Source organism: Arthrobacter sp. UC242_113 (genome assembly GCF_044054585.1).
GTDB lineage: Bacteria > Actinomycetota > Actinomycetes > Actinomycetales > Micrococcaceae > Arthrobacter.
The window spans coordinates 507,729-533,077 of record NZ_CP171968.1 but is presented as its reverse complement, the minus strand read 5'-3'; the positions used below and the strand labels follow the sequence as shown (position 1 = coordinate 533,077).

The following is a 25,349-nucleotide window of genomic DNA, read 5'->3' as shown; positions in this document are numbered from 1 at the left end:
GGTTGCTAGCCCTCTTCTGTAGATGCGGGGGAATTTGAGGTCTCATTGCGGCCTTCACGGGCCGCGGCGGCTTCTGCCAGTTCCGCGGAGAGCGAGCCGGGGCGGTTGGCCGCGACCCAGCCCTCGGCGTTGCGCTGTGCTGCCATGGACAGCGCCAGGGCGCCGGCAGGCACGTCCTTGCGGATCACGGCTCCGGCACCACTGTAGGCACCGTCCCCCACCGTGACCGGAGCGACGAATACTGTGTTGGAGCCGGTGCGCACGCCCGAGCCGATCACCGTGCGGTGCTTCTTCTCGCCGTCGTAGTTCGCGGTGATGTTGCCGCAGCCGATGTTGGTGTCCTCGCCGATCTCGGCGTCCCCGGCGTAGCCCAGGTGGGACAGCTTGGAGCCGCGGCCGATCGTGACGTTCTTGGTTTCGTAGAAGGCGCCGATCTTGCCTGTCTCGCCCAGGACGGTTCCGGGGCGCAGGTAGGTGAAGGGGCCAACGCTGGCCCCCGCGCCGATTTCGGCGCCGGATCCGTGGGTCCGGGTCACCTTGGCGCCTTCGCCGATGCTGACATCCGTCAGCGTGGAGTCGGGGCCGACGACGGCGTCCCGCGCCACCGTGGTGGCGCCGTGCAGCTGTGTGTTGGGCAGGATCCGGACGTCCTCCGCCAGGGTCACCGTGGAGTCAATCCAGGTGGTGGCGGGGTCAACGACGGTGACACCGGCGCGCATCCAGGCTTCCACGATCCGGCGGTTGTGCTCCGCGCCGAGGGCGGCGAGCTGGACGCGGTCGTTGGCGCCCTCCACCTGCCAGCGGTCGGCGGTGACGACGGCGGCCACGCGGCCGCCTGCCTCGCGGGCCAGCCCGAGGACATCGGTCAGGTACTTTTCGCCCTGTGAGTTGTCGGTGGTGACGTGGCCGAGGGCGTCCCGGAGGACAGCGGCGTCAAAGGCGTAGATGCCGGAGTTGATCTCGCGGATCGCACGTTCCGCGTCGGTGGCGTCCTTGTGCTCGCGGATGCCGGTGACGGTGCCGTCTTCGCCGCGGAGAATGCGGCCGTAGCCGGTGGCGTCGTCCAGGATCGCGGTGAGCACGGTGATTGCGTTGCCCTCGCGCTGGTGGGTGGACACGAGTTCGGCGAGCATGTCACCGGTGAGCAGCGGGACGTCGCCGTAGGTGACTACGACGGTTCCGGCTACAGGCTCCTTGGCGTCCAGGGCTTCGAGGGCAACTTCGACGGCACGTCCGGTGCCGGGAACCTCGTCCTGGTCCACGATCAGGGCGTCAGGATCGAGTTCGGTGAGGTGGGCGGCGACGCGGTCGCGCTCGTGCCGGACCACGAGGGCCAAGCGTTCGGGGCTGATGCTGCGGGCGGCGAGCAGGGCGTGGCCCACCATGGAGCGGCCACCGATTTCGTGGAGGATCTTGGGGGTACGGGATTTCATCCGGGTACCGGCGCCTGCAGCTAGGACGATAACGGCGGCTGGGCCGGACTTGTCGGGGCTCACGTACGGGCTCTCCTTGCTCGGTTGCGCTGTACTGCATCCGCGGCTGCCTGCGCGGCGGTGTCCAGGCCTGTGCCCGGAACCGGCAACAGGGTTCATCCTACTGGACACCTCTGATGCAGCTGTTCCGCCCATAGGATTCGAACCTATACTCCACGGCTCCAAAGGCCGGGGTGCTGCCATTACACCAGAGCGGACCGTGCCCGGCGCTAAGCCCGGGCACGAGAACCAATTCTGCCACGAACGTTGACGCTCGTGCGACCTCGGCGCTTCGAGTGCTCCGGAGCCGGCCGGGGCACCGCGCCGGTACCCGCCGCCACCCCTGCCCGCCGCTTGACGTAAGGCATGATTGGACGGTGAGCAACAGCACAGGGACAACTGACGGTCCGGGGAACCTGCCAGCAAGGCCCGACGCAGCCGCGGGGCGCATCCCCCGGTCGCGGATGACCGGGCCCCAGCGGCGGTCCCAGCTCATTGAAGTAGGGCGGGCCCTTTTCGCGGTGCGGGGACTGGACGGCACCACCATCGAGGAGATTGCGGCCGCCGCCGGCGTTTCCAAGCCTGTGATTTACGAGCACTTCGGCTCGAAGGAAGGCCTGTACACGCAGGTCGTCGAGTACGAGTTCCGGATCCTGCTCGCCGCCATCAATGACGCCCTCACACAGGAAGCCAAGCCGAGGGTCCTCGTGGAGCGCGCCGCCCTGGCCCTCCTCACCTACATCGAGGAACGAACCGACGGCTTCCGCATTCTCATGCGGGACGCTCCCCCGTCCCAGCCGGAAGGCGCCTTCTCCACGCTGCTCTCCCACGTGACTGCGCGCGTTGAACACATCCTGTCCGACGAATTTGCCCGCCGCGGGTTCAGCGCAGCCGACGGCGCCATGTACGCGCAGATGCTCGTGGGCATGGTGGCGATGACGGGCCAGTGGTGGCAGGACGCCCGCCAGCCCGACAAACGGGAAGTCGCCGCCCACCTCGTCAACCTCGCCTGGAACGGTCTGACCGGACTGAAAAAGGACCCGGAACTCCGCAGCGAGGCTTAGTCCTGCTCACCTCCGCGGTGCAGTGGCCCTTCGCCGTCGCTTAGACACGAGCCATAGGGGCCCAACGGTCGCTGAGCGACCTTGAGGGCCCGATGGCTCGCGATGCGCTCCTACGCGAAGGACCCCGGCACCACTCGTGCGTTACGCACCTCCGGGAACCGGTTACTCGCCGAGGACCTCCAGGGCCTCCAGCCACTCCAGCTCCAGGGCTTCGCGTTCTTCAGCCAGGGCCTTCAGCCTCTTGTTCTGCTCAGCCATGGCGTCGAAGTCGTTGTCGGCCGTGCTCTTGACCATCTGGGCGTGGATCTTCTCTTCCTGCTGCGTCAGCTTGCCCAACTGGCGGTCGATCCGGTTCTTGGCCTTGCGGGCGTCGCGCTTCTCGGCTTCGGATGCGCCGGAGGTGGCGGCGGCCGGGGCGGAGCTGGCGGACGTCACGGGGTTGCCGCCGCCGGTAATGGTGGAGCCGGCCAGGGCACCTTCGCGCAGTTCGAGGTACTGGTCCACGCCGCGGGGCAGGGCGCGGATCTTGCCGTCGCCCAGCAACGCCATCTGGTGGTCCGTGACGCGCTCCAGCAGGTAGCGGTCGTGGCTCACCACAACGAGGGTCCCCGGCCAGCCGTCCAGGACGTCTTCGACAGCGGCCAGGGTGTCCGTGTCGAGGTCGTTGGTGGGTTCGTCGAGCATAAGCACGTTGGGCTCGCCCACCAGGAGGCGCAGCAGCTGGAGCCGGCGGCGTTCGCCACCAGAGAGGTCCCTGACCGGGGTCCACTGCTTCTCGTTGGTGAAGCCAAGCTGTTCCACGAGCTGACCGGCGCTGAATTCCTTGCCGCCAACGTTGAAGGACCGCTTTTCGCGTTCGATCACTTCGATGACGCGCAGGTCCTTGACGTCGTCGAGCTCCTTGACCTCCTGGGTCAGTACGGCGGTGACAACCGTCTTGCCGCGCTTGACCTTGCCGGAGGTGGGCTGGATTTCGCCGTTGAGGAGCTTCAGGAGCGTGGTCTTGCCGGCGCCGTTGACGCCGACCAGCCCCAGCCGCTCCCCCGGTGCGAGACGAAGGGTGATGTTGTCGAAAAGCTTCTGCCCGGCCTCGCCACCCAGGAAGTCCAGTGAAACGTGCTCGAGGTCGAGCACATCCTTGCCCTGGCGCGCCGTGGCCATCTTGCTCAGCGCCATCGAGTCGCGCGGCGCCGGAACGTCGGCGATCAGGGCATTGGCTGCCTCGATGCGGAACTTGGGCTTTGCCGTGCGGGCGGGGGCGCCGCGGCGCAGCCAGGCAAGTTCCTTCTTGACGAGCTGCTGGCGCTTGCCTTCCATCACCGACGCGGCGCGGTCACGCTCGGCACGGGCCAGGACGTACGCTGCGTATCCGCCTTCGAAGGGGTCCATGATGCCGTCGTGGATTTCCCAGGTCTTGTTGCAGACTTCGTCGAGGAACCAGCGGTCGTGGGTGACCACCAGGAACGCGCCCTGATTGGCCCGCCAGCGGGTCTTCAGGTGGCGGGACAGCCAGGCGACGCCTTCGACGTCGAGGTGGTTAGTGGGCTCATCGAGCATGATCACGTCGTGGTCTTCGATCAGCAGCTTTGCTAGGGCCACGCGCCGTTTCTGGCCGCCGGACAAAGCATGCACATTGGCGTGCCAGTCGACGTCGGACACCAGTCCGCCCATGATCTCGCGGATCTGCGGATTGCGGGCCCATTCGTAGTCCGCCTGGTCGCCGACGATCGCGGCGCCCACTGTCAGGTCTGCGTCGAGGACGTCGCTCTGGTCCAGGTAGCCGATGTTGACGTCCCCGCGCTTGGTGACCCGGCCGGAATCGGGGGTGGACCGCAGCGCCAGCAGCCGCATCAGCGTTGACTTGCCGTCGCCGTTCCTGCCGACCATCCCGATCCGGTCACCCTCTTCGAGTCCAAGGGTGATGCCGTCAAGAACGGTGCGGGTTGCGTACGAAACTGTGAGGTTCTCGCCGCCGAGCAGGTGTGCCACGGGGAACTGCTTTCTGGTGTGTTGGTTGGAACGTATTAAAGGAGCGTATCGGAGATGATGCGCGCGCCGGGCACGGGGCCGTGGACGGCCAGTGCGTTGAGTCCCTTGTGCTGCAGCTCCCCGGCGAGGTTCTCCGCCGCTTCGGGATTGTGCGCCAGCAGGGCCACAGTGGGCCCGGAGCCGGAAACGATCCCGGCAATGGCTCCGCAGGACTCGCCCAGTCCCAGTGTGTCCCGGAGCCCGGGGGCGAGTTCGATGGACGCGCGCTGGAGGTCGTTGACCAGCACCCGGCTCAGGGCATCGGCGTCGCCGCTGCGCAGGGCCTGCAGGATCTTGGGGTCCACAGCCGTGGGCTCGTCGCCGTCCACGCCCTCGGCATCGCGGAGCCGGTCCAGCGTCCGGAATACTTCCGGAGTGGACAGCCCGAACTCTGCGGTGACAAGGACCCAGTCCATCTGCGCCTTGGCGAGCGCGGGAGACAGTTCATCGCCCACGCCCAGCCCTACGGCCGTGCCACCCAGCAGGGCGAAGGGAACGTCCGCGCCGAGCTCGGCGGCCAGGTGGGCGAGTTCGTCCCGGGACAGGCCGCTATTCCACAGCGCGTCGCAGGCCAGGAGCGTGGCGGCAGCATCCGCGGAACCGCCGCCCATGCCGCCTGCCACGGGCACTCGTTTGGTGATTTCAAGATGGACCCCGGTGGAGTGTTCCGAGACATCGGCCATGATGGCAGCTGCCTTGTAGGCGAGGTTCCGCTCGTCGAGCGGGATGTCCACACCGTCGAGATCCAGCGTGCTGTCCGGGCTGATGCTGACCGTGATGCCGTCGGATGCTGTGCTGGTGGCCGCGACTTCCTCGTACAGCGACACTGCGAGGTAGACGCTGGCCACGGAGTGGTAGCCATCCGGCCGCAGCGGCCCGACATCCAGCGAGACGTTTACTTTGCCCGGAGCCTTGACCCGGACGGTCCTTGCCGCAAAGCGCCCCCGCACGCCCTGGACCGCCATCAGGCGCCCGCAGCCGCGCGGGCTTCGGCGATCCTCGCGAACGCGGCGATGTCGATCACTTCGCCCCGGGCGGTGGGATCGACCCCGGCCGCAACCAGGCAGCGTTCCGCTTCGGCGGCGCTGCCGGCCCACCCGGCCAGGGCTGCACGGAGCGTCTTGCGGCGCTGCGCGAACGCCGCATCGATGACGGCGAAGACCTCCTGGCGGCTGGCGGTGGTGGCCGGGGGCTCGCGCCGGGTGAAGGCCACGAGCCCGGACTGGATCTTGGGCGCGGGCCAGAACACGTTCATGCCGATGATGCCGGCCTTGCGCATGCTGCTGTACCAGGCGGCCTTGACCGAGGGCACGCCGTAGATCTTGGAGCCGGGTTCGGCAGCCAGCCGGTCAGCCACCTCGTCCTGGACCATGACGAGGCCGTGGCGGATCGACGGGAAGTGCTGCAGCAGGTGGAGCACCACCGGCACCGCGACGTTGTATGGCAAGTTGGCGACAAGCGCTGTGGGCTCGGCCGGCAGCTCGGTCACCTTCATGGCGTCGGCGAGGACCAGGTGGAAGTCACCGCTTGAGTCGGGCCGCCATTGCCGGATGGTCTCAGGCAGCTTCGTGGCCAGGACCGGGTCAATTTCGACGGCGACCACCGCCTTGGCGGCGTCCAGGAGCCCCAGCGTCAGGGACCCCAGCCCGGGTCCGATTTCGAGGACCGTTTCGTCCCGTCCGATGCCGGCGGCGGCCACGATCCTGCGGATGGTGTTGCCGTCGATGACGAAGTTCTGGCCAAGTGTTTTAGTGGGGCGGACGCCAATCTCCCCGGCCAGCCTGCGAATATCGGAGGCACCGAACAGAGGAGCGGGTGCAGTGCCGGAGGCGGAGGGGATCGGGTCAGTCACCTAGGTATCCTATCCCGCAGTTCCGTATTGGGCGGGGCCCGCTGTTGGGCGGGGACGTCATCGTTATCAGGGGACGGCGAAGGCCGGGCCCGGAGATTCCGGACCCGGCCTTGGCGGCCGCCGCGGCCGTGGTCAGCTGCCGCAGCGGCGAGGGTTTGCTTGCGCCAGTGGTTGTTGGCGCCGGTGCCTAGCTGCTGGCTGCCCAGCCGCAGCCCCACGGCTGAAGGCCGCGCTCGGCGTAGACATGGTTGGCGATGTCAATCTGCTGTGCCTTAGTAGCCTGGCTGGCGTTCGGGGCGTAGGCGCCGCCGCCGGCGCCGATCCAGGTCTGGACGTCGAACTGCAGGCCGCCGTAGTAGCCGTTGCCGCTGTTGATGGACCAGTTGCCGCCCGATTCACACTGCGCGATCTTGTCCCACATGGTCACGTTCATCATGGCCGGGGCTGCTGCTCCGGTGTTCCCGCTTTCGGCCTCGGGGGCCGCGGCGGGAGCGGGCTTGGGCTCTTCCTTGGTGCCGACCGTGATCTTTTCGGTCACCGGCTCGCGGGTGGTGGTCCTGGAAACCAGCGTCCGGGAGGCCTCACGGCCGTCGACAAGGACGAGTTTGTAGGTGAGGGTGGTCTCACCGGGCACGCCGGCCTGGGTGACCTTCTCCTCGCCCTTGGGGAGGGTGTCGCTGTCCGCGGTGAGCGTCTGGAACGCGACCTTTTCGGTGACGGTGGTGGTCTTGCCGGCAACGCGGGACACCTTGATCACCATGTTGTTGACCACCGGGGCGTGTGCCGGCTGCGACGTCCGGTCGGCGGCGGCAAGCCGGATTCCGGCATCCTTGAGGACTTCGCCGACGCTGGCGGCTGTGGTGGTGGTTTTCTTGGCCTTGCCGTCGGCGATGATGCTGACGGTCTTCGGCGTCGAGATGGCCACGAACGAACCGTCCACGGCCAGCTGCGCGTCCTTCGGCACGGAGAGCTCCGAGGCGCTGGCAACCCCGAGCTGGGTCACGAGCCCCGCCACGTCCTGGGCGGTGGTGCTCACGGTCTTCTCTGCGCCGTCCAGGCTGACCTTCACGGCCTTGGCCATGTTCACGTTGATGACGGAGCCGTTCGCAACACTGGAGTCCAACGCCGGAGACACGCGGTCGGCCGGGTGCAGCTCCACATTCGCGCTCTTCACCACTTGCTCGACGGTGCCGCCGAAGGTCTGGACGGAGCTTACTTTTCCGTCGACGTTCAGGGTGACTGTCTTGTTGCTGCCCACAAAGGCAACGAGCCCCAGCACGAGGGCCGAGAGCACCACCAGTTGCGTGCCGACCTTGATGAAGCTGAACTTGCCGTCTGACGTGAAGAAGTTGACCACGATTGCCCGTAACTTTTGAGCCATCCGGGCACGGGGAAAAACGCACAGGGGGACCCGCGGCGGTCACCGGGATGGTGGGCTCCGGACAGGCCGGAGCACGCCGCAGACATGTGCGTCGCCACACTCACATGGCAGGGCATCCGGAGGCGCCCTGCCTGTCACGAAAGTGAGTTACATCATCCGGAGGCCTTCCCCGACCCCGGCTAATAGTTTTTCACTGTAACCGAAGCGTTATAAACCCGCCAAAATTCATGCATACCAGGTATGTAATTCCCGGATGGGTGCCCGTCACGGATCAGTCCCAGGATCCGTACGCCCGCACTGTGTTTGCGCTCACTTGGCCGCACAGCTCGGCCAGGTCCGTCTCTGTCAATTCCGCCATCGCCCGCACGGTGTACGGCACCATGTAACTGGCGTTCGGGCGGCCACGGTGCGGGTGCGGGGTGAGGAACGGCGAATCGGTTTCAACCAGCACCAGCTCGGGGTCCGCCACGGCGAGCGCCTCCCGGAGGTTGGTGGCGTTCTTGAAGGTCAGTGTCCCTGCGAAGGACATGAACCACCCTTCGTCGTTGCAGATCCGGGCGAGCTCCGCGTCCCCGGAGAAGCAGTGGAAAACCACCCGCTCCGGGGTGCCTTCCTCACGCAGGACCTGGACCACGTCGTCGTGCGCGTCGCGGTCATGGATCTGCAGGGTCCGGTCCAGCCGCTTCGCGATGTCGATGTGCCGGCGGAAGGAGTAACGCTGATGCGCCAGTCCCTCCCCTTCCGTGCGAAAGAAGTCCAGGCCGGTTTCGCCAATGGCACGAACCCGGGGGTGGCCCGCGAGCTCCTCGATCTCTGCCAGGGCGTCCTCAAGCTCACCGCGGACCGCATACCCCGGGGCGTCATTCGGGTGCAGGGCCACGGCCCCCAAAAGGCGCGGATCAAGGTCGACCGCGCGCACGGTAAACCTCGAGGATTCGAGGTCGCAGCCCACCTGCACGGCGCCACAGACACCCACCGCTTCGGCTGCATCGAGGGCAGCGGCGATATCCACCCGGACATCGTCTGTCGGGAAGTCCAGGTGCGTGTGGTTGTCCATCACGGGGACGGGCAACGGTTCGGGTGCCGGCGGGAACCCGCGCTTGCCGGAACCGTCGCTGCCGGGCGCCCGGTAGGGCCGGGGAGTCAGTGAATGCCGCATTCCTCCAGCCTATCGGCCGCCACGATTGCGTCCGTCCCACGGCCCCGGCTGCGCCCTTCCCACCGCCCTGCCCTGCCGCCTCCCGCCTGGCACCACCCGGGAACTACGCTTGGGATTCCCGGGAGATTTACGGGGAACTCTCTGTTAGCCACGGCAGTTGTGTTAGTACGCTGGTATGGACGGATGTGAGCGCCCAACGCGGGCAACGGCAGGCCTCCGCCGCTTCGTTCCGCTTCACACTGGGCTGAAAGGTTGCCGATGGAACCGCACCGACGCATCACAATCGACGAAGCACTTCCGGGCGGACAGGGCTTCACGGAAAGTACTGCGCGCGGCGTCAATTCCTACAACGGCCACAAGTCTGTTCCCCTGGAAGCTCCGGCATTCCGCGCCGCGAGCGAACGCATCCTCTCGGCCATCAATACAGTCATCGACGGCAAGGCCGAGGCCGCAAAGCTGGCGCTGACTGTCCTGCTCGCCCAGGGCCACCTGCTCCTGGAGGATGTCCCCGGGGTGGGCAAGACGCTGCTGGCCAAGACCCTGGCCCGCACCATCGACTGTTCCGTCAGCCGGATCCAGTTCACACCCGACCTTCTCCCCTCGGATGTCACCGGCGTCTCCATTTACAACCAGTCCTCACGGCAGTTCGAGTTCCGCCCCGGCGCCGTGTTCGCGAACATCGTCATTGGCGACGAGATCAACCGGGCCTCCGCCAAGACGCAGTCTGCCCTGCTCGAATGCATGGAGGAGCACCAGGTCACGGTGGACGGACACTCCTACAAGCTCGGCGAGCCGTTCATGGTGGTGGCCACCCAGAACCCCATCGAGATGGAGGGAACGTACCCGCTCCCCGAGGCCCAGCGGGACCGCTTCATGGCCCGGATCTCCATGGGCTACCCGGACAAGGACTCCGAGATCGAAATGCTCGAGACCCACCAGGCCACATCGCCGCTTGCCCGGGTCAAGGCGGTCGTCACGGCAGCGGATGTGGCTGCCATGATCGCCACGGTCCAACAAGTGTTCGTTTCCGAAGCCGTCAAGGAGTACACCGTGGCGGTCGGCCGGGCCACGAGGGACAGCGCCATGCTGCGCCTGGGCGCGAGCCCGCGCTCACTGCTGCAGCTGCTCCGGGCCGCGAAGGCGACGGCGGCGCTGGACGGCCGGGATTTCGTGCTGCCGGATGACGTCGTGGCCGTTGCCGAGGCGGTGCTGGCCCACCGGATCATCCTGGACCGCAAGGCCGCAAGCTCGGGTGAGACCCCACAGGGCGTGATCCGGGGCGTCCTTGCCCGGATCCCCGTGAGCCGGGAGATGACGGAGAAGGCAAACTCCGGGCGGACCACCGCACCCGAACTCCGCCCCAGCCGCTAGTCAGGACCATCACCGTGGCACTGCTGGACAGCCTTCCGCGACATCTCTTCAGCTCCCGGGGCTGGGGACTCCTGGCGGCCGGCGTCGTCTCGCTGCTCTGTGCCCAGGTCCTGGGCCGCCGCGACCTCCTGGCCCTCGGCGTCCTGCTGCTTGTCCTTCCGCTCGTTTCGCTGGCTGGCATCAGGGTGGTCAAACCGCGGTTCCGGGTGTACCGGGAGTTCAGCCCTTCCACGGTGGAGACAGACTCCGTCACGACGGTCCGGCTTGCCGTCGCCCGGACCGGGCTGGGCACAGGCCGGGTCATCATGGAGGAGCGGCTGCCGCCACGGTTCGGTGATTCCCCGGCCTTCCGCTTCCCCGCCAGGTCCGCCTCGGGCGGCACCAGCCGCTATGAGTACCATCTGCGGTCCGGAAAGCGGGGACAGTTCACCATCGGGCCCGTCACCGCCGAGTTTACGGATCCGTTCGGGCTGTCACTGCACAGGCATTCGATCGACGACGGCGACACCCTCACCGTTACGCCGGCGGCCGTCGAACTCCCGTCCACCGGCCTTGCGGGCGCCCGCGGCAACGACGGCATTACGGCCACCCGGACGAGGGCCAATCCCAGCGACGACGACGTCATGACGCGCGAGTACCGGCACGGGGATCCGATGCGCCGGGTGCACTGGCCGGCCACCGCCCGGCACGGCGCCCTGATGGTCCGGCAGGAGGAATCGGTCACCACCCCCGAGGCCACGGTGATCCTGGACCACCGGTTCGTGGCCCATTCCTCGGGCTACGGCTCGGTGTTCGGCAGCCCGGCCGACGACGGAAGCGACCTCGTCACCAGCGACACGTTTGAGTGGGCTGTTACGGCGGCCATGTCCGTGGGCGCCCACCTCGCCGAACTCAACTACTCCCTTCGGTTCCTGGACGCCGCGGGTGAGCCTGCCTTCCAGCGTTCGTCCTCGGCCCCGGAGCCTGACAACGACCTGTACAGCGGCGCGGCCGGAATCCAGTCCATCGCCGAAAGCCTCGCCGCGATCCAACTGACCGGCCCGCACCACGCGCGCAGGGAACACGACACAGGGCGCCGCGAGCATGCAGGCAGTGCCGATTCCGCCCAGTCCGTCTTTGACGACCGGCTTATGGACAAGCTCGCGGCCCACCGGATGCGCGGCCCCGTCCTGGCGCTCCTCGGGAAGATCTCGCTCGCGGAGGCCCGGGCCCTCGCACCCGCGGCCGGCTACGCCGCCAACGCGTTTGCGGTGCTGATCACGGACAAACCCGCGGAGTGCCACGATCTGCTCGAGGCTCTGCGCTTCGGCGGCTGGCGCGCTGTCGCCGTCGAGGCGTCCACGTCGCTGCCGGCCGCCTGGACGTATTTCGACGAGGGCGATGCCGCCATGTGGACGGCTGCGGCGGACGTCCGCCGCGGGGCGGAGGTGGGGCGATGACACTGACATCACAACCGCAGGCGGGAACCGGAGTACAGCCGCAGCCCGTTCCGGGCTCCCCCGGCAGCGGAAGGTTCGGGGCCGGTGCTTTTCCCTGGGTCATGGCCGGCGCAGTGGCGGTGTCCGTATGCGGCGCGTCGCTGTCCCTCAACGGGGTCCTGCGGGGCTGGGCGTGGTTCCTGCCTGTCCTGACCACGGTAGTGGTGGTCTCGCTGACCATGGCCCTGCTCCGCACGTTCCGGGCCCAGCCCTTGCTGGTGGCCGCGGGAGGCCTTGCCTCCCTGGCATTCATCCTGACGTTCACCTTCTTCCGGCGCGACAGCATCGCGGGGTTCCTCCCGTCGCAGGCAACCTTCGACGCGCTGGGCAGGCACCTTCGCCGGGCGAGCGAAACGGTGCTGGCCGAGAGTTCGCCGGTAGCACCCAATGCCGGCATCGTCCTGGTGACCTGCGCCGCGCTCGGACTCGTCGTCATCCTCGTGGATGCGCTGGCCCTCCCTTTGGGCATGCCGGCCACGAGCGGACTTGGCCTGCTGGCGGTGCTGGTGGTTCCGGCCATGATCAAACCGCAGAGCGTCGGGTGGCTGGGATTCGTGACAACGGCGGCCGGCTACCTGGTGATCCTCGCGTGCAGCCAGTGGTTTGCCCCCGATGCCCGGACGCAGGCGGACACGGCCCGCAACCCGGGCCAGGTCAGGCGGGCCGCGCTGACCGGAGGCGTGGCGCTGGTGGTCACGCTGCTGCTGCAGATGGTGGTTCCCGGCTTCGACCAGGGCACGTTCCCCCAAGGCTCCCGGCTGAACCCCTGGGGTACCGCCACAGGGCTGAACCCCATGATCAGCCTGGGCAACAGCCTGCGCACCCCGACGGGCGAGGGGAGGATCACCTACGCCACCAACTCCACCACGCCGCTGTACTTGCGCTCGGTCACTGTGGACCGGTTCGACGGCGAGTCCTGGTCCCCGGACGACCGCAACGCGAACCGCCGGGCAGGCACCGGACGGATGGACGCGGGACACGAGATCCTGGCACCCGAACAGACCCGGCAGGTGACGGTGGTCAACACCGGCGATTTCACCAGCCCCTACCTTCCCGTACCGTACGCCCCCGAATCCGTGAACGGGCTGACCGGGCGGTGGAGCTGGGATCCTGCAACCCTGAGCATCAAAGGCACCGACACCAACTCCCGGGACCAGCAGTACCTGGTGCAGTCCACGGTGCCGAAGCTGACTACGGAGCTGCTGGATGCGTCCTCCGCTCCCGTCCAGGGCGTGCCGGAGGAGTTCATCCGGCCGCCGTCCAATGTTCCGGACATCGTCCGCACTACCGCCGAGTCCGTTACCGCGGACAGCCGAACCGCGTATGCCAAGGCTATGGCGATCCAAAGGTTCCTGCGCGGCCCGGGCTTCACCTATTCCCTGGAGTCGCCCGTCCAGAACGGGTATGACGGAAATGGGCTGTCTGTCCTGGCGGACTTCTTGACCCAGAAGAGCGGCTACTGCATCCACTTCGCCTCGGCCATGGCCGTGATGGCCCGGCTTGAGGGCATCCCGAGCAGGATCGCAGTCGGCTACGCGCCGGGCAGGCAGACCGGCGCCACGGTGTCCGTCGCCGGCCAGGGAGCACTCCCGGAGTACGAAGTCGACGCCCGGGACGCCCATGCCTGGCCCGAGCTGTACTTCCAGGGCCTCGGCTGGGTCCCGTTCGAGCCCACTCCCTCACGGGGCGTGGTGCCGGCCTATGCGCAGGACTCCTCGGCATCCGGCGGAACCAGCACCAACGAACAAAACAATGACGGCCTGGTGCCTAGCAGCGGCGCCACAGCACCGTCGTCGGCGCCGGCACCTGCCCCCCTCCCCCTTCCGGGGAGCGGAACGGCCGAAGCCGGGAACCAGCTGGCGCCCGCCCTCTACACCGCGGCCGGGGTTCTGCTGCTGGTCCTCCTGGCAGCCTCACCCCGCCTGGTGCGGGAGGCATCCGGGCACGGCGCCTGAGGGGAACCGGTACCGGCAGGAACCGCCCGGCCGAGCCGCCGCTCGTCTGGTCCGAACTCCAGGACCTGGCCACTGACTACGGCGTGCGCCCTGAGCCCAGTGAGACTCCGCGGACATTCTCGGCCCGGCTGCGCGGCTGCCTGGCCATGCGCCTGCGGACCGCATCAGGCCCCGTCGGCACACCAGATACGGGCGGCGCACCGGACACGGGCAGCGCAGCACACACCGGCAACGGAGCAGACACCCGCAACGGACCCGGGCACGCCGCCGGGACTTTCCATGCCCAAACTGTCCATGCAGTGACGGCACTGACGGATGCCTACGAACGGCATCAGTACGGCCGGCCCGCGGGCCAGGACACCACGCGCCACGGCCTTACCGAGGAAACCGCCATCGAACACATCGGCCAAGTGCGGCAGGCGCTGCGCCGCAATGCCGGCATCGTCGGCCGCCTCCGCGCCGACTGGCTGCCGCCGTCGGTCCTGTCCCGCTGGGGATCCGTGGCCCTATGGCCTTTCGGCGTCCTGGGCCTAGCGGCGTCCCGGGTGGGACACGCCGCCTCGGCGCTGTGGCGCAGAACCCGGAGCGGCCTCCGCCGCCTGCGCGCAGGCTAGCCGCCGGCGAAAAGGCTGAGTGCCCGCGGCCTGCCCGCCGACAGCCCCAACGTTTGACATGTGACCGGCACCACCTTATCTTTGAGAAACGGGAAAGCGCATTCCAAGCCTTCCAAGAAGTCGCACCGATGCAAAATGCCTGCGGACCGTGGCGGCCTTGGCGACGCGAGCGCAACCTTTCTGCCTGATCCGGCACCCAGCGACGGGGTTGCTTCGGCGGAGCACACGATTGTCCAAAGGAGGACGACATGAAGAGCGACACACATAAGCTGCGGACTTCGGCTGAACCGCAACATTCCGGTGCGCGCCGGTCGAGCAGCACCAGGAAGGCGGCCGCCAGCGGCTGGGTGGGCAGCGCCCTTGAGTACTACGACTGGTTCATCTACGCCCAGGCCGCTGCCCTGGTCTTTCCTACCGTCTTCTTCCCCGCCGGAAACCCGACCGTCGCACTGATCGCCTCGCTCGGCACATACGCCGTGGGATACGTCGCCCGCCCGATCGGAGCCTTCGTCCTCGGCCAGTGGGGCGACAAGCACGGCCGCAAAAACGTGCTGGTCCTGGCCATGCTGCTGATGGGGGCCTCTACCTTCGCGGTCGCCCTGTTGCCCACCTACGACCAGGTGGGCATCCTGGCCCCGGCCCTGCTGCTGGTCCTTCGTCTCATCCAGGGGTTTGCCGTGGCCGGGGAGCTGAGCGGGGCCAGCGCCATGATTGTGGAACACGCACCGTTCGGCCGCCGAGGCTTCTATGCAAGCTTCGCCCTCCAGGGCACCCAGGCCGGACAGATCATCGCCGCCGCCGTCTTCCTTCCGCTCTCGGCCGTGCTGTCCGCTGAGGACTTCCACGCCTGGGGCTGGCGCATCCCGTTCGTCCTCAGCGCCCTGGTGGTGTTCGCCGGCTACATCATCCGCCGCCGGGTCGAGGAGACGCCCGTCTTCGTGGAGGAGAAGGCGCACCGGGACGTGCCCAAGATGCCGGTGGTCCAGGTGCTGCGGGAAAGCGGGCTGAACGTCGTGCGGGCGGTCTGCATGACGCTGGTCAACGTTGTGGGCGTCACCGTGGCGGTCTTCGGTGCAGCCTACGCCACGCAGCCGGGGTACGGCATCGGCATGAGCACCACGGTCTACCTCTGGATCCCGGTGCTGGCCAACGTCGTCGCGCTGGCCCTCATCCCCTGGTTCGGGGATCTTTCGGACCGCTTCGGACGGCGGCCCCTGATGATCGTCGGGTCGCTGGGCTCCGGCGCACTGGCCTACGGGTACCTGTATGCGGTCAGCCAGAACAACGTGCCGCTGACCATCGTCCTCGCAATCCTGATGTGGGGAACGCTGTACCAGGTTTGGAACGCCACCTTCGCCAGCTTCTTCCAGGAGCTCTTCCCCTCCCGGACGCGGGTCACCGGGTTCGCCATCTCGCAGAACATCGGGCTCCTGATCACGTCCTTCCTGCCGAGCCTCTTCGCGGTGGTCGCTCCCCCGGGTTCGGCAAACGTTCCGCTCACCGTCGGGTCCATCTGCTTCGGCATCACGGTCATCGGGGCCATTGCGGCCTGGTCCGCCAGGGAGACGCACCGGATTCCGCTCAGCGAGCTGGGATCGCCGGATGCCACCCCGGTCTCCCGCGAGGAGTACGCGAGCGTCCGGGCCGCAGCCCGCTAAACGCCGCGGCAATCTACCCGTCGCAAAAACGCACTGGCACGCAGGTTCCTGCGGGCCAGTGCGTTTTGTTGTTGCGCTCGGAGCGTTGCTTTGTATCCGGTGCCCGGCTTGTTAGCCGGCGTAGGGGTCGGCGATGCCGATGTACTGGGTGTAGAGGTATTCCTCGATGCCCTCGAGCCCGCCCTCACGGCCCAGGCCGGACTGCTTGACGCCGCCGAAGGGTGCCGCGGCGTTGGAGACGACACCGGCGTTCAGGCCCAGCATCCCGGTCTCTAGCCGCTCGCCCATCCGGATGCCGCGGTTGAGGTCCTTCGTGAAGACGTAGGCCACCAGCCCGTATTCGGTGTTGTTGGCCAGGCGCACGGCCTCGTCCTCGGAGGAGAACGTGATGATCGGGGCGACCGGGCCGAAGATCTCCTCGGACAGGATACGGGTTCCCTCGGTGACGCCCTTGAGGATGGTGGGCTGGTAGAAGTAGCCCGGACCGTCCACGGGGGCACCGCCCACCACAGTCACGGCACCCGCGGAGACCGCATCGGTGACCAGTTCGTGGACCTTGTCCCGGCTCTTCGCGTCGATCAGCGGGCCCACCTTGGACTCGGGCTCGGTGCCACGGGCGGTGGTCATGTCCTTCATCTTCGCGGCGAACTTCTCCGCGAACTCGTCGGCGACGGACTCGTGCACGATGAAGCGGTTCGCAGCGGTGCAGGCCTCGCCCATGTTCCGCAGCTTGGCCAGCATGGCGCCGGCGACGGCGGCATCGACGTCGGCGTCCTCGAACACCACGAACGGGGCGTTGCCGCCGAGCTCCATCGAGGTCCGCAGGACCGTTTCGGAGGCGTCGGACAGCAGGCGGCGGCCCACCTCGGTGGAGCCGGTGAAGGAGAGCTTGCGCAGGCGCTGATCCTTGATCAGCGGACCCGTCGTGGCTCCGGCGGTGGAAGTGGGGATGACGTTCAGGACGCCCGCGGGCAGGCCGGCCTCCTGCATGACGGCGGCGAACAGCTGTGAGGTCAGCGGAGTGAGGTTCGCGGACTTCAGCACCATGGTGCAGCCGGCGGCGACGGCGGGGGCGATCTTGCGGGTGGCCATGGCCAGGGGGAAGTTCCACGGTGTGATCAGCAGGCAGGGGCCCACCGGCTTCTTGGTCACCAGCAGGCGGGACTTGCCGTCCGGGGAGACGGAGTAGCGGCCGAAGGCGCGGACGGCTTCCTCGGAGAACCAGCGCAGGAACTCGGCGCCGTAGGTGACCTCGCCGCGGGCTTCGGCCAGCGGCTTGCCCATTTCCAGGGTCATCAGCAGCGCGAAGTCCTCGGCCCGCTCGGTGACCAGGTCAAAGGCCCGGCGCAGGATCTCGCCGCGCTCCCGGGCCGGGACCTTGGCCCAGGACTCCTGGGCAGCGGCGGCCGCGTCCAGTGCAGCGGCGCCGTCCTCGGCACCGGCGTCTGCGATGCTCAGCAACACCTTCCCGGTGGCGGGATCCTCGACGTCGAATGTCTTGCCCGACGCCGCGGGACGCCACTCGCCGTTGATGAGCAGGCCGGTGGGAACAGACGCGAGCAATTCGCTTTCGCGTTCTGCGGTGGCAGTGGACTGTGTAGTAACAGACACGGTGACTCCCTCGTCAGCAATCGGATTGCCGGTTATGTGCAGCTCCTGCACACGGCGTGCCGCCGCCTGCCGCCCGCTGCATGCTTGGCTGGATTAAAAGCCACGGTACTGCCCGCGTCTCGGCAGTGTCTACGCATCGGCGCACTGCCAGTCCCGTCATCCGTTGTGCAGCTGCACAGCGGGCCCGGCGGGCTCAGCAGAGGGGGATGTCACCGCGCCGCGAGGACGGCGGAGTAAAGTTCCCGCTTGCTCACGCGGGTTTCTTCGGCGACGGCAGCGACGGCTTCCTTGAGCCGGACACCCTTGGCCACGAGGTCATTGACGGCGGCGACGCCGTCCTCCGGCGAGCCGGGCGCGCGCTCCGGCGCACCTGCCACCACCACGGCGATCTCGCCGCGCACCTCATTGGCCTCCGCCCACTGCAGCATCTCCCGGAGCGAGCCGCGGAGGACCTCCTCGTAGGTCTTGGTGAGTTCCCGGCAGACCGCGGCGCGCCGGTCCGGGCCGAAGCGCTCGTGCAACGCCCGCAGCATCACCTCAAGCCGGTGCGGCGCCTCGAAGAAGACCATGGTGCGGCGTTCGGCGTCGAGATCCGCCAGGCGGGCGGAGCGTTCGCCGGCCTTCCGCGGCAGGAACCCTTCGAAACAGAACCTGTCGGTGGGCAGGCCGGACAGGGCCAGGGCGGTGAGGACGGCCGACGGCCCGGGGACGGCCGTGACGGTGAGGCCCGCCGCCACGGCGCCTTCGACCAGCCGGAAGCCGGGGTCGGAGACTGCGGGCATGCCGGCATCGGTGACCATAATGAGGGTTTTTCCGGAGCGGACATGTTCGAGGAGTTCCGCGGTCTTGGTGGCCTCGTTGTGCTCGTGGTAGCTGATGATCCGCCCACTCACGGTGACGTTCAGGCTTTGCACCAGGCGGTGCAGCCGACGGGTGTCCTCGGCAGCCACGATGTCCGCCGTCGCCAGCAGTTCCACGAGCCGGGCGGAAGCGTCGCCCACGTTGCCGATGGGTGTTGCCGCCAGGACGATCCGTCCCGGACCGCCGCTGCGGAGGTCCTGCTCCCTTCTGCCGGCCGTCCCGGCGTCCGGGTCTGAACTGGCGGCCGCCTCTGAATTGCTGGCGGGGCCGGAACTGCTGTCAGGGGCGGTGCTCGCTTCATGGTCCACGGATCCAGCCTACTGCCGTCCGGCGTTCTTCAAGCCGCGAACGGTAGCATGGGCTCGTGACGCAGACCTCCGTGCGGCCTGACGGGGCCGAACCACCGATTACCCCGGCTTCCGCACCCGCCACGGCAGAACGTGGCCTGCTCGGGAAGCGCTGGATCAGCCGCCCCTCGGAGGCCTTCACGGCAGACGCCCTCACCCGGCGCCTGATCGGCGGCATCCGCACCTGGCGGGACTACCCGCCGTCGCTGCGGCTCTGGTTCTGGCTGGTTCCCGCCCTGACGGCCGCCGTGGGCGGCGTCCTGAGGTTCGTCCGGCTGGATGCCCCCCGAAGCCTCGTGTTTGACGAGACGTACTACGTCAAGGACGGCTACTCGCTGCTGGTGAGCGGCTACGAGCGGAGCTGGCCGGACAAGGCCAACGACGCGTTCGTGGCCGGCAACCCCAACGTGCTGTTGAACACGCCCGAATACGTCGTGCACCCGCCCGTGGGCAAGTGGATGATCGCCGCAGGCATGTGGCTCTTCGGGGCCGACAACCCCTTTGGCTGGCGATTCGCCGCGGCGCTGACCGGCACCCTGTCCGTGGCGCTAACCGCGCTGATAGCCCAGAAGCTTTTCGGCTCCCTGGTCCTCGGCGGCGCAGCCGGGCTGCTGCTCGCCGTCGACGGGCACCACCTGGTCATGTCACGCACGTCGCTGCTGGACATCTTCCTGATGTTCTGGGTCCTGGCGGCGTTCGGCGCCCTGTTGCTGGACCGCGACGACGGCCGGCGGCGCCTGGCGGCCAGGCTCGCCAGGCAGGCGGCGGCCTCCCCCACCGGCAGGCCATCCACCCTCCAGCTGCTGTCCGGCCCCTGGCTGGGTGTCCGCTGGTGGCGGATCGCGGCCGGCATCTGCCTGGGCCTGGCAGTCGGCACCAAGTGGTCGGCGCTGTTTTTCGTGGCCGGCTTCGGGCTCCTGACGGTGTTCTGGGACCTGAGCGCCCGACGGACCGCCGGCATCCGCGGCTGGATCAGCGCCGGAATCATCAAGGACGGGCTCCCGGCCTTCGTCAGCATTGTGCCCGTTGCCGCCGTGACCTACGCCGCCAGCTGGACGGGATGGTTCCGGTCCACGGATGCCTACTACCGGCGGTGGGCCGAGACGAACCCCAGCGCGGAATGGGGCTGGCTGCCGGACGCCGTTCGTTCCCTGGCGCACTACCACCTCGAGGCCTACAAGTTCCACCAAGGGCTCAGCTCCGAGCACCCCTATGAGGCGAGCGCCTGGAGCTGGCTGGTGATGGGCAGGCCCACCTCGTTCTTCTACGAGTCCCCCAAGCAGGGCACCCCCGGCTGCGATTTCGCCAACTGCACCTCGGCCATCCTGTCCGTCGGCAACCCGCTGATCTGGTGGAGCTCCGCCATAGCACTCGTCATCCTGCTGTTCTGGTGGGCGGGCAGGCGCGACTGGCGGGCCGGGGCCGTGCTGGCCGCCGTCGGCTCCGGGTACCTGCCGTGGTTCATGTACCCGGAACGCACCATGTTCTTCTTCTACGCGGTGTCCTTCGAACCCTTCCTGGTCCTGGCGCTTGTGTATTGCCTGGGCCTGGTACTGGGGAAAACCACCGACCCACCGTGGCGCCGGCGTTCGGGGCTGTATGGCGTGGCCCTTTTCATTGTGGCCGCGGTCCTGATCTCCTCCTTCTTCTACCCGGTCTGGACCGCCGAAATGATCACGTACCAGGACTGGCGGCTCAGAATGTGGATGCCTTCCTGGATCTGAGGCACGATTGCAGGCGGAGTCCGGACGTGATCATCAACGGAATGGAAACCCGCCTGTGAGGGAAGCAAGCACGGAACTGATGGTTGCACTGGAGGCCAGCAGCAACGTCACCGACCTGCTCCTGGACAGCTACCGGCACAACCCTTCGCAGGCTGTCTACGCCCGCCGTGACGCCAGCGGCTGGCGGAACATCATCGCCGGGCACTTACTTGACCAGGTCCAGCCCTGGCCAAAGGCCTCATTGCCGGCGGCCTGGCCCCCGGGGACACAGTCGCCGTCCTCTCTGCCACCCGCTACGAATGGACGCTGGTGGACTTCGCCATCTGGTTCGCCGGCGGCGTGACCGTGCCCATATACGAAGCCTCCTCGGCGAGCCAGGTGGAGTGGATCCTGTCCGACTCCGGCGCGGGCCGGGTCTTCGTCGAAGACCGCGGGAAGGCGGCGCTCCTGGGCCAGGTCCTGTCCGCCTCCAGCGTCCTAACCGGCCGCCTGGTGCCTGTGGTCCGGATGGATTACGACGGCGAGGCCCCCAACCTTGCCAGCCTTGCCGCCGCAGGGGCCGGGGTGACGGACGCCGAACTGGAGCGGCACCGCTCGGCAGCCGAATTGCACGATGTGGAGTCCCTCGTCTACACATCCGGCACCACCGGCAAGCCCAAGGGCTGCGAGATCATGCACGGAAACTTCGCCCTCGTTGCCTGGAACATCGTGGCCGCCCTCCCCGAGCTGCTGCAGCGGGAGGACGCCAGGACACTGATGTTACTGCCGCTGGCCCACGTGCTGGCCCGCGCCGTCCAGGTGGTGTGCCTCACCGCCGGGGGTGACTCTGGGCAGAGCAGACGGCGAGGGATGCCGGGAAGTCACGGCTCTTCAGTGCCGCCGCGGGGGTTGCGGTCCGCTACTCGGCGGCCTTGGGTGCCGCCCGGCGCGGGAAGGGCAGCGGGCCGGGCGCCATGCTGCGGTCGCAGCACGCACTGTTCGACCGTCTCGTGTATCCCCGGCTGCGCCAGGTGTTCGGTGGCAACATGGAGTACCGTTTCCGGCGCGAGCCCCATCACGGGCCGCAAGAAGGAACTGCTGGTCACGGCCGCCGGCAAAAACGTGGCGCCTGCCCCGCTCGAGGAGAAGATCCGCGAACACCAGCTCGTGGGCCACGCCGTGGTGGTGGGTGACGGGAAGCCGTTCATTTCTGCCCTGGTCAACCTCGACCCCGAGGGCCTCGAACACTGGTGCACGGCGCGCAGCGTTCCGCTGCTCAGCGCCGCGGAAGCCTGCACGGACGCCGCAGTGCGCGATGCCATCCAGGCAGCGGTGGACCAAGCCAACAGCCTCGTGTCCAAGGCCGAATCCATCCGGAAGTTCCGGATCCTGGATGCAGCCTTCACCGTGGAGTCCGGGCACCTGACACCATCCCTCAAACTCAAGAGGGCCGCCGTCGTCAAAGACTATGAAGCGGAAATCGAGGAGCTGTACGGCTGAACAGCCGTACCTGCTGAAAGGCCGCTACAGGTTCACGGGACGGACGTTGCCTGTCCGCGGAGCCTCATCGGCGCCGTCGTCGTCCTTCACGTCGCTACCCCCTGTATCGTCCTCAGCATCGTTGCCCTTGCGGCCCTTCCTGGCCGGAGCCAGCCCGCGGCGCCTGCGGGTGGGCCAGGTCAGAATCAGCGTCACCACCGCTGTGATGAGGACAAGCGCGGCGATGACCAAGCCTGCGTCGATCCAGAACTGCCCGGGGAAGAGCCGGATCAGCGTATCCTCAAGCGCGAAGGTCCAGGAGCCGGCGGCGAAGAAGATGCGGTGGAACTCGGTGAAGAACTGCTGCCAGCCGAGGGCGGCGAGGGTTCCCAGGCCGATGATGAGCACCAGCGTCACAATGGAGCCGGCGAACAGCCCCCGGCGCACTCCGCCGGGCGTGCGCCGCCGCAGGTAGATGATGGCGATGATGCTGAGCAGGATCAGCAGTGCCCCGGCCCCGAACGCGGACAGGAAGACGAGCTTCACGTCGGCCATGTGGCTGACCTCGCCGTCCTTGAACAGCTTTTCACCGCTGCGGTTAACCAGTTCGCCCAGGTAGCGCGGACCGGACCAGTTGCTCAGGTAGTCCACCGCGTAGGAGCCATAGGTCATGCGGTCATCGGCGTTGAAGCCGTAGCCGTCCCCGGGGAAACCGGGCCGGTGGTACTCCACCCAGAGGAAGAGCGGGCTGGTCACGGCGCGCACGGCCAGGACCAGCAGGATGACGGGATAGAAAATGGCCAGCAGTACCTGGAGGAACCGGGGCAGCACCGGTTTGGCCCTGGCTGCCTGCTCCCGCTCGGCGTTGCGGCGCTCCACTTCCTCCTGCGGAGGACGTACCTGCAGGGCGGAAGTGGGAAGGGGCTCGCTGTAGTGGGTGCCCATGGCGGAGGAACCGGCCGGAGACGGCTGGCGGAACTCTGTCTTCCGGTCTGTCGCAGCGGCGTGTCCTGCCACAGAGTCCCGGCCCGCTTCCGCGTGGTCTGTCCCTGCACCTTCGGCGGCGGCCGCCTCCGCCGCCTTCCGGTCGGCACGGCTTTCCGGCTGGGCCGCGGCAGGACCGGCGGCGCCCTCCTCCTCGGCGGCGCGTGCTGCAGGCGCGGGCTTCATCCAGTCAAACGCCGGCTCGTCCGTGTCCTCCGCGGGATCCAGCGCGGGGTTTGCCGCCGGATCCAGCCGCGGATCAAGGCGTCCGGACGGGGTCGGAGTATTGTCTTTCACTGCAGCTTCACTTCCGTAGGCGTCCACGCTCCGAGGCGACCGGGAATCCCGGGGCCGGGTAGCGCTTTGTATCTGCTCAAGAGCCTACCGTCAGCCGCTCCGGCACCGCGATGTGCCACCCCGCCGCGGCAGGAATAATCAGCCGACGGTAATAATCAGGCTGCAAGTTCTGCAGAGCCGGCGTCCTGGCTGCCCAAGTCGCCGCGCGCGCCGGCGCGGTAAGCCCGTCCCCCGCAGACCAGCACATACCACCAGTATGCCGCCAGCACAGCCGCGCCGATACTGATCTTCGCCCACACCGGCAAAGGGCTGGGCGTAACGAAACCCTCCACGAGGCCTGACACAAACAGCACCAGGACCAGGCCAAGCGCCACCGTGATCATGGACCGGCCCTCTGCTGCGACGGCGCGGGAACGGGTCCTGGTGCCCGGCGACACCATTGCCCAAAAGATTCTCAGCCCGGCCGCGCAGGCCACGAATACCGCTGTCAGTTCCATGAGCCCGTGCGGCAGGATGTAACTGAAGAACACGTCCGTCTTTCCCACCGCGGCGAACATCCCGGCGGCCACCCCCACCCCCTGGGCGTTGGTGAACAGGATCATGGGCACCCAGAAGCCGGTGATGCCCAGGGCCACGGCCTGGGCACTAATCCACGCGTTGTTGGTCCAGACGGCTCCGGCAAAGGACGCCGCCGGGTTCTCCGAGTAGTAGTCAATGAAGTCCTGCTCCACGTACCGCTGGACTTCCGCTTCCGTGGCAACCGCACGCAGGGCTTCGGGTGTAGTGCCAATCCACAGGGCGAAGGCGCAGCCAACCAGGCAGAATGCGGCGCCGCAGGCCACGGTCAGCCAGCGGATCCGGTACAGCGCGGCCGGGAGGGCCAGCACGAAGAACTGCCCCAGGTCCTCCAAGAAGTTCGACCGTGCCCCGGTGAAGCGGGTGCGCGCCTGCGCCAAGGAGGCAGAGAGGGACGCGGACAGGCCGCTTTCCGGCCCGGTGGAACGCAGCAGGGAGAGATGGGCGGAGGTCACCTGGTACAGGCGCAGCAGTTCATCGGCGTCGGCACCGCTCAGGCGCCGCTGGTGCGCAAGGTGATGCAGCCGCGACCACGTGTCAGAGTTGACGGCGGAGAAGGCGTCCATGTCCACGCTCCTACCCTAGTCTGTGGCGAACTAGACTTTAGGCGACCGGTGGCCGGAACGACGTACGGGGCAGGAATTGAGTCCACTCATCACAGGCGAGGCAGTCGTCCTTGAACTCCGTCCGGCGTCCTTCGCTGCCCGCTCCCTCGGCCTGCTGCTCGACGTCGTGGTGCATTCCGCGCTGCTGATAGCAATACTCATGGCAATGGGCGCCGCGCGGGATGAACTGGACGAGGCGGCAGCCGGGGCCCTCACCCTGGTCAGCGTGGTGCTGTGTTTCGTCGTTCTCCCCGCAACGGTGGAGACCCTGACCCGTGGCCTGTCGCTGGGGAAACTGGCGGCGGGGCTGAGGATAGTGCGTGACGACGGCGGGGCCATCCGTTTCCGCCACGCGGTCATCAGGGCGCTGATCGGCTTCCTGGAGATCTACCTGACCTTCGGCGGTGTGGCCATCGCCGTCGCCCTCTTCGACGGCAGGTCCCGCCGGCTGGGCGACATTGTGGCGGGCACCTACTCGCTGCGGCGCCGGGTACCGGTGGAACCCTCGATCGTCCCCGTCACTCCGCGGCACCTGGCCGCCTGGGCTGAAGCGGCGGACATCGGCCGGATCCCGGACGCCCTGGGACGGCGTGCCGCGCAGTTCATGCGTCAGGCGCCGCGGATGTCGCAACTGTCGCGCAGCGGCATGGCTGCGGCCCTCGCCACCGAAGTGTCCGGGTATGTGGCACCGTCGCCGCCGCCGGGGACCACTCCCGACGACTACCTGGCGGCGGTCCTGGCCGAACGCCGCATCCGCGAACTCCGCCGTTTGGGCGCGGCACGCACGGAAAGCAACAGGATCGGGGAACGGCTCCACCGGCTGCCGTTTACGGCGTCGCGGGACGCCTAGCGTT

Annotated in this window: 18 protein-coding genes, 1 tRNA gene and 1 pseudogene; 9 read left to right on the top strand and 11 right to left on the bottom strand. The window is 68.0% G+C overall.

Annotated elements, in window-relative coordinates:
* Positions 1 to 5 precede the first annotated feature (5 nt).
* Entirely contained in the window at positions 6 to 1,496 is a 1,491-nt protein-coding gene (glmU, locus tag ACHMXB_RS02450; RefSeq protein ID WP_395402465.1) for a bifunctional UDP-N-acetylglucosamine diphosphorylase/glucosamine-1-phosphate N-acetyltransferase GlmU, read from the bottom strand.
* A 122-nt stretch (positions 1,497 to 1,618) separates the two neighbouring features.
* Positions 1,619 to 1,690: transfer RNA gene (locus tag ACHMXB_RS02445), tRNA-Gln, on the bottom strand.
* 246 nt (positions 1,691 to 1,936) lie between these two features.
* On the opposite strand from ACHMXB_RS02445, the gene ACHMXB_RS02440 reads away from it, so the two are divergent.
* Positions 1,937 to 2,536: a TetR/AcrR family transcriptional regulator gene (locus ACHMXB_RS02440; protein WP_395405083.1), complete on the top strand. Its 600-nt coding sequence runs from the start codon at positions 1,937 to 1,939 to the stop codon at positions 2,534 to 2,536.
* A 162-nt stretch (positions 2,537 to 2,698) separates the two neighbouring features.
* On the opposite strand, the gene ACHMXB_RS02435 is transcribed toward ACHMXB_RS02440, so the two are convergent.
* From ACHMXB_RS02435 to ACHMXB_RS02415, 5 genes are all read right to left on the bottom strand, one after another.
* Positions 2,699 to 4,525 (bottom strand): ABC-F family ATP-binding cassette domain-containing protein, encoded by a 1,827-nt coding sequence (locus tag ACHMXB_RS02435; RefSeq protein ID WP_395402463.1) that lies wholly within the window; start codon positions 4,523 to 4,525, stop codon positions 2,699 to 2,701.
* Between the two features lie 35 nt (positions 4,526 to 4,560).
* On the bottom strand, positions 4,561 to 5,529 hold the full coding sequence (locus ACHMXB_RS02430; RefSeq protein WP_395402461.1) for a 4-(cytidine 5'-diphospho)-2-C-methyl-D-erythritol kinase: 969 nt from the start codon (positions 5,527 to 5,529) through the stop codon (positions 4,561 to 4,563).
* Entirely contained in the window at positions 5,529 to 6,416 is an 888-nt protein-coding gene (rsmA, locus tag ACHMXB_RS02425) for a 16S rRNA (adenine(1518)-N(6)/adenine(1519)-N(6))-dimethyltransferase RsmA (protein WP_395402459.1), read from the bottom strand. Before rsmA ends, ACHMXB_RS02430 begins: the two co-directional genes overlap by 1 nt.
* A gap of 187 nt (positions 6,417 to 6,603) precedes the next feature.
* On the bottom strand, positions 6,604 to 7,797 hold the full coding sequence (locus ACHMXB_RS02420; protein ID WP_395402457.1) for a ubiquitin-like domain-containing protein: 1,194 nt from the start codon (positions 7,795 to 7,797) through the stop codon (positions 6,604 to 6,606).
* A gap of 271 nt (positions 7,798 to 8,068) precedes the next feature.
* Entirely contained in the window at positions 8,069 to 8,956 is an 888-nt protein-coding gene (locus ACHMXB_RS02415; RefSeq protein ID WP_395402455.1) for a TatD family hydrolase, read from the bottom strand.
* A 258-nt stretch (positions 8,957 to 9,214) separates the two neighbouring features.
* Here ACHMXB_RS02415 and ACHMXB_RS02410 point away from each other — a divergent pair, with 258 nt between their 5' ends.
* The 4 genes and pseudogenes from ACHMXB_RS02410 to ACHMXB_RS02395 all read left to right on the top strand — a co-directional run bounded on the left by ACHMXB_RS02410 (position 9,215) and on the right by ACHMXB_RS02395 (position 16,032).
* Positions 9,215 to 10,327 (top strand): AAA family ATPase, encoded by a 1,113-nt coding sequence (locus ACHMXB_RS02410; protein WP_395402453.1) that lies wholly within the window; start codon positions 9,215 to 9,217, stop codon positions 10,325 to 10,327.
* A gap of 14 nt (positions 10,328 to 10,341) precedes the next feature.
* Positions 10,342 to 11,766, top strand: a complete 1,425-nt coding sequence (locus tag ACHMXB_RS02405) for a DUF58 domain-containing protein (RefSeq protein WP_395402451.1) — start codon at positions 10,342 to 10,344, stop codon at positions 11,764 to 11,766.
* Positions 11,763 to 14,374: pseudogene (locus tag ACHMXB_RS02400) on the top strand (transglutaminaseTgpA domain-containing protein). Before ACHMXB_RS02405 ends, ACHMXB_RS02400 begins: the two are co-directional and overlap by 4 nt.
* A 248-nt stretch (positions 14,375 to 14,622) precedes the next feature.
* Positions 14,623 to 16,032: an MFS transporter gene (locus ACHMXB_RS02395; RefSeq protein ID WP_395402449.1), complete on the top strand. Its 1,410-nt coding sequence runs from the start codon at positions 14,623 to 14,625 to the stop codon at positions 16,030 to 16,032.
* Positions 16,033 to 16,143: 111 nt separating this feature from the next.
* On the opposite strand, the gene ACHMXB_RS02390 is transcribed toward ACHMXB_RS02395, so the two are convergent.
* Together ACHMXB_RS02390 and rsmI are read right to left on the bottom strand one after the other, a co-directional pair.
* Positions 16,144 to 17,643: an NAD-dependent succinate-semialdehyde dehydrogenase gene (locus tag ACHMXB_RS02390; protein WP_395402447.1), complete on the bottom strand. Its 1,500-nt coding sequence runs from the start codon at positions 17,641 to 17,643 to the stop codon at positions 16,144 to 16,146.
* Positions 17,644 to 17,852: 209 nt separating this feature from the next.
* Positions 17,853 to 18,674, bottom strand: a complete 822-nt coding sequence (gene rsmI / locus ACHMXB_RS02385; protein WP_395405081.1) for a 16S rRNA (cytidine(1402)-2'-O)-methyltransferase — start codon at positions 18,672 to 18,674, stop codon at positions 17,853 to 17,855.
* Between the two features lie 194 nt (positions 18,675 to 18,868).
* On the opposite strand from rsmI, the gene ACHMXB_RS02380 reads away from it, so the two are divergent.
* Genes ACHMXB_RS02380 through ACHMXB_RS02370 form a run of 3 tightly spaced genes read left to right on the top strand, consistent with a single transcriptional unit; the run spans position 18,869 to position 22,054 of the window.
* A complete protein-coding gene (locus tag ACHMXB_RS02380; RefSeq protein ID WP_395402445.1) occupies positions 18,869 to 20,575 on the top strand; it encodes a dolichyl-phosphate-mannose--protein mannosyltransferase in 1,707 nt (568 codons plus the stop codon).
* A gap of 55 nt (positions 20,576 to 20,630) precedes the next feature.
* On the top strand, positions 20,631 to 20,918 hold the full coding sequence (locus tag ACHMXB_RS02375; protein WP_395402443.1) for a hypothetical protein: 288 nt from the start codon (positions 20,631 to 20,633) through the stop codon (positions 20,916 to 20,918).
* Entirely contained in the window at positions 20,801 to 22,054 is a 1,254-nt protein-coding gene (locus ACHMXB_RS02370) for an AMP-binding protein (RefSeq protein ID WP_395405079.1), read from the top strand. The genes ACHMXB_RS02375 and ACHMXB_RS02370 overlap by 118 nt, the downstream gene beginning before the upstream one ends.
* Positions 22,055 to 22,078: 24 nt before the next feature.
* Here ACHMXB_RS02370 and ACHMXB_RS02365 read toward each other — a convergent pair whose 3' ends face one another.
* Both ACHMXB_RS02365 and ACHMXB_RS02360 read right to left on the bottom strand, forming a co-directional pair.
* A complete protein-coding gene (locus ACHMXB_RS02365) occupies positions 22,079 to 23,314 on the bottom strand; it encodes a TIGR01906 family membrane protein (RefSeq protein WP_395402442.1) in 1,236 nt (411 codons plus the stop codon).
* A gap of 155 nt (positions 23,315 to 23,469) precedes the next feature.
* Positions 23,470 to 24,462 carry a stage II sporulation protein M gene (locus tag ACHMXB_RS02360; RefSeq protein ID WP_395402440.1) on the bottom strand — a complete coding sequence of 331 codons (993 nt, stop codon included), beginning with the start codon at positions 24,460 to 24,462 and terminating at the stop codon, positions 23,470 to 23,472.
* A 70-nt stretch (positions 24,463 to 24,532) separates the two neighbouring features.
* Here ACHMXB_RS02360 and ACHMXB_RS02355 point away from each other — a divergent pair, with 70 nt between their 5' ends.
* Complete coding sequence (locus ACHMXB_RS02355; RefSeq protein ID WP_395402438.1) at positions 24,533 to 25,345, top strand: RDD family protein; 813 nt, start codon at positions 24,533 to 24,535, stop codon at positions 25,343 to 25,345.
* The last annotated feature ends 4 nt before the right edge of the window (positions 25,346 to 25,349 follow it).